Annotated in this window: 9 protein-coding genes and 1 pseudogene; 8 read left to right on the top strand and 2 right to left on the bottom strand. The window is 58.5% G+C overall.

What is annotated here, in order from left to right; all coding sequences use genetic code 11:
- Positions 1-264 precede the first annotated feature (264 nt).
- From KBZ15_RS13555 to KBZ15_RS13540, 4 genes are all read left to right on the top strand, one after another.
- Positions 265-891: a siphovirus Gp157 family protein gene (locus tag KBZ15_RS13555; RefSeq protein ID WP_255015746.1), complete on the top strand. Its 627-nt coding sequence runs from the start codon at positions 265-267 to the stop codon at positions 889-891.
- A gap of 21 nt (positions 892-912) precedes the next feature.
- Positions 913-1,770 (top strand): RAD52 family DNA repair protein, encoded by an 858-nt coding sequence (locus tag KBZ15_RS13550; RefSeq protein WP_255015745.1) that lies wholly within the window; start codon positions 913-915, stop codon positions 1,768-1,770.
- A 163-nt stretch (positions 1,771-1,933) separates the two neighbouring features.
- Positions 1,934-2,386 carry a DUF6932 family protein gene (locus KBZ15_RS13545; RefSeq protein ID WP_255015744.1) on the top strand — a complete coding sequence of 151 codons (453 nt, stop codon included), beginning with the start codon at positions 1,934-1,936 and terminating at the stop codon, positions 2,384-2,386.
- On the top strand, positions 2,386-3,402 hold the full coding sequence (locus tag KBZ15_RS13540; RefSeq protein WP_255015743.1) for a hypothetical protein: 1,017 nt from the start codon (positions 2,386-2,388) through the stop codon (positions 3,400-3,402). The genes KBZ15_RS13545 and KBZ15_RS13540 overlap by 1 nt, the downstream gene beginning before the upstream one ends.
- Before the next feature lie 649 nt (positions 3,403-4,051).
- Here KBZ15_RS13540 and KBZ15_RS13535 read toward each other — a convergent pair.
- Positions 4,052-4,267, bottom strand: a complete 216-nt coding sequence (locus tag KBZ15_RS13535) for a hypothetical protein (protein ID WP_255015742.1) — start codon at positions 4,265-4,267, stop codon at positions 4,052-4,054.
- A gap of 78 nt (positions 4,268-4,345) precedes the next feature.
- Positions 4,346-4,552: an addiction module protein gene (locus KBZ15_RS13530; protein ID WP_255015741.1), complete on the bottom strand. Its 207-nt coding sequence runs from the start codon at positions 4,550-4,552 to the stop codon at positions 4,346-4,348.
- A gap of 209 nt (positions 4,553-4,761) precedes the next feature.
- Between KBZ15_RS13530 and KBZ15_RS13525 the strand changes: the two genes are divergently transcribed.
- From KBZ15_RS13525 to KBZ15_RS13510, 4 genes and pseudogenes are all read left to right on the top strand, one after another.
- Positions 4,762-5,349 carry a sigma-70 family RNA polymerase sigma factor gene (locus KBZ15_RS13525; protein WP_255015740.1) on the top strand — a complete coding sequence of 196 codons (588 nt, stop codon included), beginning with the start codon at positions 4,762-4,764 and terminating at the stop codon, positions 5,347-5,349.
- Between the two features lie 132 nt (positions 5,350-5,481).
- Positions 5,482-6,627: a glycosyltransferase gene (locus KBZ15_RS13520; RefSeq protein ID WP_255015739.1), complete on the top strand. Its 1,146-nt coding sequence runs from the start codon at positions 5,482-5,484 to the stop codon at positions 6,625-6,627.
- Between the two features lie 9 nt (positions 6,628-6,636).
- Positions 6,637-7,764 carry an FAD-dependent oxidoreductase gene (locus KBZ15_RS13515; protein WP_255015738.1) on the top strand — a complete coding sequence of 376 codons (1,128 nt, stop codon included), beginning with the start codon at positions 6,637-6,639 and terminating at the stop codon, positions 7,762-7,764.
- Positions 7,765-7,766: 2 nt separating this feature from the next.
- Positions 7,767-8,228: pseudogene (locus tag KBZ15_RS13510) on the top strand (pyridine nucleotide transhydrogenase); the annotation flags it as partial.

Below are 8,228 nucleotides of genomic sequence, written 5' to 3'. Positions count from 1 at the left end.
CCCCCCGCTCGCTCGCTTCGGTGTTGGTGGTCGCTTTCCCCGGCGGCCCAGGCACCGCCTCGCTGGTGAGAGAAGCCCGTCGCATGGCATCCCATTCCCCGGTGCCGATCTGCGTGGCAGAGGTCTGCCCATCGGCCGGGCGCTGGGCCGTGCCGGCTGGCGTCGGCTGCTCCTGATCTCCCACCCCAAGCCGTTCGCGCCCCTGGCGCTCCGTTCCGTCATTCCGTCCATTCCCATCCCCATCCCCATCGCCTTCTCACCGTCATGGCTGTTCTTACCCCTATTCCCACCGCCATTCCTGTCGTCGATTTAGCTCTTCCAGCTGCAGGTCCTGCCTGCTCCCTCCAGCGATCCAGTTCGCTCTGGCAGCTGGGCAGCGAAGCCCAGGAGCTGACCACCGCTATCTCCCAGCTGGCTGAGCAGCTGGAAACGGATGATCCCGAACAGCGGGCCCTGGCCCTCGCAGAGCTGGAGGCGGCCCTGCTGGCAGAAGAGGGCAACAAGGCGGCCTTGGCAGCCAAGGCCGATGCCACCTGCTGGGTGATCGAGCACCTGCGCGGCCAGGCCGCCTACCGCCAGCAGCAGGCCAAGCGGCTCACCGATCTGGCCCGTAGTGATTCAGGCCGGGCTGATGCACTGGAAGAGTCGCTGATTTTTGTCCTCACCCAGCTGCAGCCGGCGGCTACGCGCTTCTCCTTCCCCGATCACGAGCTCAGCAGCCGCAAGTCCCAGGCCGTCCTGATCGACGACGAAGACGCCCTCGATCCCGAATGGCTCGCCATCAAAACCACCAGTCAGCCCGATAAGGCCGCCATCAAAGAGGCCCTCAAAGCCGGCCGCCAGATCACAGGAGCCCAGCTGCTCACCCGCCGCAGCTGGCGCATCCACTAACAGCCACTGGCCCTCATCGACATGGGTCTGCTGCAGGAGCGGGCCCAGATCACTTCATCCGCAATCAACTCAAACCAATTCACCGCCATGACCACAACCGTGTTCTCCGCCGAGCAGATCGCTGCTCTCTCTGCTCCCCTTGATCGCGCCAAGGTTCAGACCCGTAGCCAAGCAGGCCGCTCCCTGACCTACCTGGAGGGTTGGCAGGCCATCGCGGAAGCCAACCGCATCTTTGGCTTTGATGGCTGGCAGCGGCAAACCGTCGCCCTCCGCTGCGCCAACCAGAGCGAACGCACCATCGGCCGCGACCAGAAATCCGGCTGGGGCGTCACCTACACCGCCCGCGTTCGCATCACCGTTGGAGAAGGGGCAGGCTCTCAGGTGATCCGAGAAGGCAGCGGAGCCGGCCATGGCATCGATGCCGACCTGGGCCAGGCCCATGAATCCGCTCTCAAGGAGGCCGAAACCGATGCCATGAAGAGGGCGCTGATGACCTTTGGGAACCCGTTTGGCTTGGCCCTCTACGACAAGCAGCAGCGACAGGTCACCCACTCAGAAGGGGACAGCTCCCAAGCGCCCCCCAGTGCCAGCAACGGCACGCGGTCAATCCAGCGCAGGCCATCACCCCCAGCTCCTTGCTCTGGGAGGGAAGCTGGCGACGACCCGGGCCTGATGCCCCTCGACCCGGCCACAACCGGCAAGATTCTCGTCACCCTGCGGGGGCTCCCCCGGCCGGCGCTGGAAGACTTCACCAAGGCGTTCCGCAAGCGGTTCCTGGTGCCCCAGGAGGCCAGCTCCATCGCCGATCGGATCTGCCAGAAGCGTCATCACGACTGGATCGAGGCCTACCTGGTGCAGCAGAGACAGCCTGTGGCATGAGCCCAAGGCCCAGCTGTGCGGCAGGCAGTGGAGCGCTTGCAAAGGCACACCAGGAGATACCCAACTACTGCTGGTCTGGGTATAAACCGCGCAGCAACTCGGCGCCATGCCCAGCCACACCGCAAGGTCGCTCAGCCATGGGAATACTGAGGACACCTGAAGAATGGCGCCCCCACGCTTTGATCCCCATGGCTATTTGGAGGCCGGCATCCATCGCTGCACGTTGGAAGAGCTGGAGGAGCTGTTTGGCTGGAACGCTTGCCGTAGACGGCTACTCGCCCAGCTCAGAAGGTTTGTGGAGAATGAGCTGATGCAAGCCGCCGGTCAACTGCCACCGCTGGTGCTTGATGGCACCTTCGTTACACGGCACGAAAGCCCAGCCGAGATCGTGGCGGTGTTGCTTCTCGATGAGATCGCAGCAGAGAGCTTTTGGGATGGGGCTGATCTCTATACCTCGCACAAGACGCTTCACCCTCGCTACCAGATCCGCCTGTACGTCCATTCCGCGTTCTACGGCATGGACGCATTGAGCAGGGTCCAGGTGATCGACATCGTGGAACTGCTGGAGAAAGGCCTCGATGCCAAGCACATCAAAGGTGTGGTGAGGTTGAACTGATGAGCAGCTGGCTCGATGCAATGGAAGCCAAAGCGCGGCTGATCCATCAGGAAATCCTGGGAGCCCAGGAGCTTGCCCGCCGCTCCGGAAAGGATCCGCGGGAGTTCACCGAACCTCTCTACGCCGAGCTAACCCGTTACTACCGCGTCAACTTCTCCTATGCCCTGCTCGCCGACAACGCCGATCTGATCGCCCGTTACCGCGGCCCGGGGGTCGCGCACCGCGAGCCGCCGGTGTCTTGGGTGACGGATGTCTTTGGCCGGCTGCGCAAGGAAATTCAGTTGGTGGCCAAGGCGATCGCCGGGATGGAGGAGAAGAAGGTGCGCTGGCCCGCCGATCTCGACCCCCAACTAGCTGGGGTGACCTACGGCAGCCTGGTGGTAGGCATGCGCGTGCCAAGACCCGGAGACGCGGGTGCTGACGGTCAGGCCGTGCTGCCCGGAGTTAGCGATGACCTCTATCGGGCCGTGCAGACAGCGGTGCAGAGCCTGCCGGCGATTCCACGCCTGATCCAGGACGGTGTGATCAGTGAGGCCATCTACGAGCAATTCCCCGATCCAGCCGTACGCGACACGTTGATGGTGGCAGCCAAGCGCCTGGCACCCTCAGCCCAGAATAAGGCGATCAGTGAACTGTTCCTCAGCGGCCCGCAGCCCAGTGAAGAGCTTGGACCGGCCCAGGCACTCACCAAGCAGAGCCGCCAGATCCTGCTACGCAGCCTGAACGCGCCCAGCAACCGCCGTATGAAGGCGAACGGTGAGTTCGAAGGCGTGGTGCGGGAGGTTGACCTCGATGCCCGCCGTTTTGAAATCAGAGGGCGCGGCGCAAGCGTCGGTATGCGCTGCATCTACGAACCCGCCTATGACGGCCAAATCATCGGCATGCTCAACGCCGCCGTGCGGGTGAAGGGCAGCTACGAGGCAGCGGCCGATGAGCAGCCCAGGCTGGTGAGAGTTGAGCAGATCACCGTCACCCGACCACCGGATCAGCAGCTAATGCTCGGCGTCGAGCCATAGATCAGCTCACGCACTTTGCTCAAGCACCGCATGGGCATCCAAGCCGGAGTCACCGCCTGTCAGGAAGCGCTCCAGCCGCTGAGTCAATGCCCCGCTGGGAGGCCAGGTCCTGAGCTGGCTCTGCCATGGCCACGCTTCTCGCTTCTGTTCCTGTCTCCGTTCACCGGTATCCCGCCCGCCGGCTGCACTTCTCTGCCAAAGGAGTTGAGCTGCTGATCGAGCGCCAGGCCGAGCAGCCGCGAATCATGAACTGGAGGCCCTGCTGCCCTTCTGAGGGCTTCAGCCCCTTTTTCTCAGGCCTGGGCTGTGCGCAGCAGAATGGGCATATGGAGTCCACCACCATGCACACGTTTTCAGTGTTGTAGGGAGATTTCGTGGACTCCTCAAAGTGAGCGCAACAACGACTCATAGGCCTTGTGTGACCCCACCCAGAACCAAATCAACGTGCCGTCCTTCAGCACACCTACGGCGCGCCAATCGAGATCGACACGAGCTGAGTAGATCGGCAGGGTTGCGTGAACCTTCTTGAATCTGAGGGATGGGTGCGACGGGTTATCTCGCCACAGTTGGTAGGCGCGCTTGATTTTCCGCCTCCTCTCCAAGGGCGCCTGGATGTAGAGCTGCCGGAACTGGTCGGTCGTAACCGAGTTCACTGCAACTGGTCGATGGGCTGAACCCGGCCGGCCTGGAAATCCTGAATGGTTTCATTGGCCATCCGCTCCAGCAAATTCTGCGAGTCGGCAAAGAGTGCGCTCCAGCGCTCTTCCGATTCCATTTCCTCAAGCAGGATCGCCGCCAGAGCATCCTGTTCCTCCTCAGGAAGCTGGGCAGCAGTGGCAACCGCGGTCGACAAGGCTTGAGTCATCGCTCCCGCTCCAGATCAGAGGTCTTAATCCATTCTGTCAGGCGCAGCCAGCGGTCACCGGAGAGTGGCGGGACCTGCTCAGAGCGACTGCTCCAGGGCAGCCAGCACCGAATCGGCAGCCAGCCCAAGGTCGCCGTCTACAAGGAAGCGCTCCAGCCGCTGATCGATCAGCTGTCGATCGGAGTCGGTGAGCTCAGGGTCCTTCTGCTCGGCCGCGATCGAGTCCCACAGGGCCTGGGCCAGCTTCAGGCGTTCCGCCAGGGGCAGGGACAGCAGGTCATTCACCACAGGCCATGCCGGCAGAACCGGGGGCTGGGACCCTTTAACCGTAGCGGGGGCATTGGGGCAAGTCGCCACCAGGCCGTCAAACACCCACCTGAATCCCTCGTCCAGGCCTCCTGCTGCGTCAAGGATCTAGCCATGCGCCCCGGTGGGGCGTCCTTGTCACATCCCTGCGGCTGGCCGTTGGGGGTGGGGTTCTCTGCCGTCCCCAGATGGCTGCCCCACTTTCCCGCTCTGCCCTCCGTGCCCGCGATGCCCTAGTGCTCCAGCACCTCTCCCTGGCTGATGCCGTTGCCTCAGCTGTAGCCCGCCGCTTCTTCCCTTTGGTTGAGCGGGAGGATCTGGTCCAGGTGGCTAGAGAAGCCCTGCTCCGTTCTGTGCTGCGCTGCAAAGCAGGTGAGCCGGCAGAGCCCTATCTGCGCCGCTGCATCTCAGGTGCCCTGCAGCATCACCTGCGCGATCGGGTGAGGCTGGTGCGCATTCCACGCCGGCTGCATGAGCAGGGTCAGTGCCCCCTGGGTCACATCAGCCTTGATGGCCACGCAGCTGGCGAGCCGTGCCTGCTCGATCAGCTGGCCAGCCCTGAGCAAGAAGCAGCCGGGCCCGCTGATGATCTGGCGCTGGAGCAGCTAGTAGATCAGCTGCCGGCAGCTCAAGCCACGGCTCTGCGGCTCACCATCCTCGAGGGCCTCTCGCTCCGGCAGGCGGCCTCGCAGCTGGAGATCAGCGCCATGTCGGTGCAGCGGGCCCAGAAGAAGGCGCTTGAGTCTCTGCGGCAGCAGCTGGTAGGCGGGGGCTGACGCCCCTTCCCGACTGAGCATTGAGTTGCTGAGCTGGCCGGGCCTGCCCCCCCTTCAGGCGGATAGGTACACGAGCGGCAACTCGTTTCCGCTCGTGTACCTATCCGGTAGGGCAATCTTGAGGCGATTGCGATGGGTACCAACGGACGCCGTTTCAGGGAAGACGGGGAGTTGTTTGCTGGACATGCCGGAGGCACCCAGCCCACCAATCCAGCTGGCCTATCGTGGCCATACCAACAGGGCTTTGCTGTGGGCTCACCCGAAATACCCGTTCTGCTCAGCATTGTCCTTGTCGTACAAAATTATGCCGAGCAAATACCAGAAGTCGTCAGGAATGTTGGGGCCATTTCATCTCATCTCGTCAGTGATTATGAGATCGTCATTGTAGACAACGGATCGACTGATGGGACATCGAAGATACTTCGCGGATTGACATCAGAAGGTGGGGAAGCTAATCTACAAGTTTACACCTTGGCTGGACATGTTGATGACTTAACGGCAAGGTGGGTTGGCGTTGAAAATAGTCTTGGCGACGTTGTTGTCTGTCTTGACCCACGCCACGGAGATCTAGAGCAGCTGGAGCCCATGACGAGGAAAGCTGCCGATGGCAATGACATAGTTTTCACAATGCGGACTTTCCCGAAAGGGCGCAGAAGTCTACCCCGGATCCTGCTATACCGTATTTTTGGTGTCGCCACTAAACTCTCTACCGGTCTAGACCTTAATTCATACTCGACAAGCTTGATCGCAATCAGTAGACGGGTCGTGAACTACCTACTCCAGTTTCCTGATCCACAGATCAAGTTCAGAAACCTAGCTTCAACGACAGGCTTTCGGCGGACTTCAATCAGAATACCTCTGCAGAGGAGTAGCGCAAACAAGATCAAGCTGCGTGAAAGTCTTTCCAGGGGGATACAGCTGGTCACGTCCTCAAGCGAGAATCCAATGCGGCTCGCTACCACCCTGTCTGCAGTGGGTGCATTCGCAAGTTTTGTCTATTCAGTCTACGTTGTATTCATCTGGGCATTCAAAGAAGATATTGCTCCAGGCTGGGTAAGTCTTTCCATGCAACAGTCCGGCATGTTTTTTCTGATTTCACTTGTATTGCTCGTGCTGTCTGAGTATGTGCTTGAGATTTCCCGGAAAGCCAACTCAGGGCCTGCTTACTACATAGCCGATGAGTTCACATCGGCCAGGCTGATCAGGAAAGAGCGCTTAAACATAGAAGTTGATGGCGCAATGATACCCAAAGCCCAACAGTCTCTATTCAAGTCGTAGGTTGCATCAATGGAGATAGCCACTGGCAGTGCGTGCATCATAGGCGGTGGCTTTTACGGAGTCGTCATTGCGTTGTACCTCAAACGCGTCAAAGGGGTTGAGAATGTCGAGATCTATGAAAGAGAAGACAGGTTGCTGTCACGAGCTTCATTTGTAAATCAGACACGTGTTCACAGCGGTTACCATTATCCCCGCAGCTTTGTAACTGCCTTTCGAAGCCGGCAGAATTTTCACCGTTTCTGTTCAGACTGGAGTAATTGCGTTAAATCCGACTTTCAGAAATACTATGCAATAGCCAGGCGTAACTCAAAGGTCACTCCCCTTCAATTCAGAAGATTTTGCGAACAGATCGGTGCCCCGCTGGAAGAAGCTGAAACAGAGATCAGCCAGCTGTTCAATCCAGTATTGATTGAAGCTGTTTACAAGGTTGAAGAATATGCATTTGATGCAGTTAAGCTTAGAAGCTGGGCGAATCAAGAGTTGGCAGCGTCAGGTATTAACTGTAATTTTGGACACCTAGTCGTTGATGCGACAGCGGGTATCGGAAACACTGTTCAGGTTCTCACCCGTGATGGATCAGGAGCCGAAGAGAGCAGGTCCTATTCGATTGGTTTTAACTGCACTTACAGCGGACTCTCTCAGGTTGAGGCCAAACAAAGTTCAGGACGCCTTCGCCTAAAGCATGAGATCACAGAACTCGCTTTGATCGAACCACCTCCTGAGCTAGAGAAGATCGGAGTCACAGTGATGGATGGCCCTTTTTTCTCCACCATGCCCTTCCCTGCGAAGGCTTGTCACAGCCTTTCTCATGTCCGCTATACCCCTCATTCATTCTGGATCGATAAATATGGTCTTTCGCCTTATGACGTCCTTGAACAGTCAACCCTAGAGACACGAGTCGATCGGATGATACGCGACGCATCTCGCTATCTACCTGTGCTTGCCAAATCAAAATATCGTGAATCACTCTTTGACGTGAAGACTGTTCTTGAAAAGAATGAGTCTGATGATGGAAGGCCCATCCTTTTTCGCGAATCCACTTTGACTCCTGGATTATATTCGGTCCTTGGCGGGAAGATCGACAACATCTACGATATACTGGAATCGATTGATGATCTGCCACAGCTGCGGTGTTGAGCATGGATTTCCCTGATCGCCATGGACTGATTGGCCACACTGGCTTTGTCGGCACAACGCTAAAGAAGCAGCATCAGTTTGATTCCTTTTTCCGATCTACGGATATTCAAGAGATTGACAATCAAGACTATGACCTGCTGGTCTGCGCTGGTGCACCAGCAAAGAAATGGTTAGCGAACCAGCAGCCCGAGGAGGATCGCGCCAGTATTATAAAACTGATCAATGCTCTCTCGTCTGTGCGATGCGAGAAGTTTATTCTCATAAGCACGGTAGATGTATTTCTAGATCCTTCGGGTGTTGACGAAGCTACGCCTGTAGAAACAGCCGGACTTCATCCGTATGGCCTCCATCGTCGTGAACTTGAACAGTTTGTTGAGCAGCAGTTTCCCTCAGCTTTTATTGTTCGCTTACCCGGCCTGGTCGGGCCTGGGCTAAGAAAGAATATTATTTATGACATCCATCAT

Source organism: Cyanobium sp. BA20m-p-22, from assembly GCF_024346275.1.
Taxonomy (GTDB): Bacteria; Cyanobacteriota; Cyanobacteriia; order PCC-6307; family Cyanobiaceae; genus Cyanobium_A.
Note: the sequence above shows the minus strand (reverse complement) of the source record. Positions and strands in the feature narration are given on the sequence as shown.

What these genes read in the sequence shown, in the direction of transcription:
- KBZ15_RS13555 (WP_255015746.1), top strand. Translation starts at nt 265, where the DNA reads ATGGCTGTTCTTACCCCTATTCCCACCGCCATTCCTGTCGTCGATTTA.
- KBZ15_RS13550 (WP_255015745.1), top strand. Translation starts at nt 913, where the DNA reads ATGGGTCTGCTGCAGGAGCGGGCCCAGATCACTTCATCCGCAATCAAC.
- KBZ15_RS13545 (WP_255015744.1), top strand. Translation starts at nt 1,934, where the DNA reads ATGGCGCCCCCACGCTTTGATCCCCATGGCTATTTGGAGGCCGGCATC.
- KBZ15_RS13540 (WP_255015743.1), top strand. Translation starts at nt 2,386, where the DNA reads ATGAGCAGCTGGCTCGATGCAATGGAAGCCAAAGCGCGGCTGATCCAT.
- KBZ15_RS13535 (WP_255015742.1), bottom strand. Translation starts at nt 4,267, where the DNA reads ATGACTCAAGCCTTGTCGACCGCGGTTGCCACTGCTGCCCAGCTTCCT.
- KBZ15_RS13525 (WP_255015740.1), top strand. Translation starts at nt 4,762, where the DNA reads ATGGCTGCCCCACTTTCCCGCTCTGCCCTCCGTGCCCGCGATGCCCTA.
- KBZ15_RS13520 (WP_255015739.1), top strand. Translation starts at nt 5,482, where the DNA reads ATGGGTACCAACGGACGCCGTTTCAGGGAAGACGGGGAGTTGTTTGCT.
- KBZ15_RS13515 (WP_255015738.1), top strand. Translation starts at nt 6,637, where the DNA reads ATGGAGATAGCCACTGGCAGTGCGTGCATCATAGGCGGTGGCTTTTAC.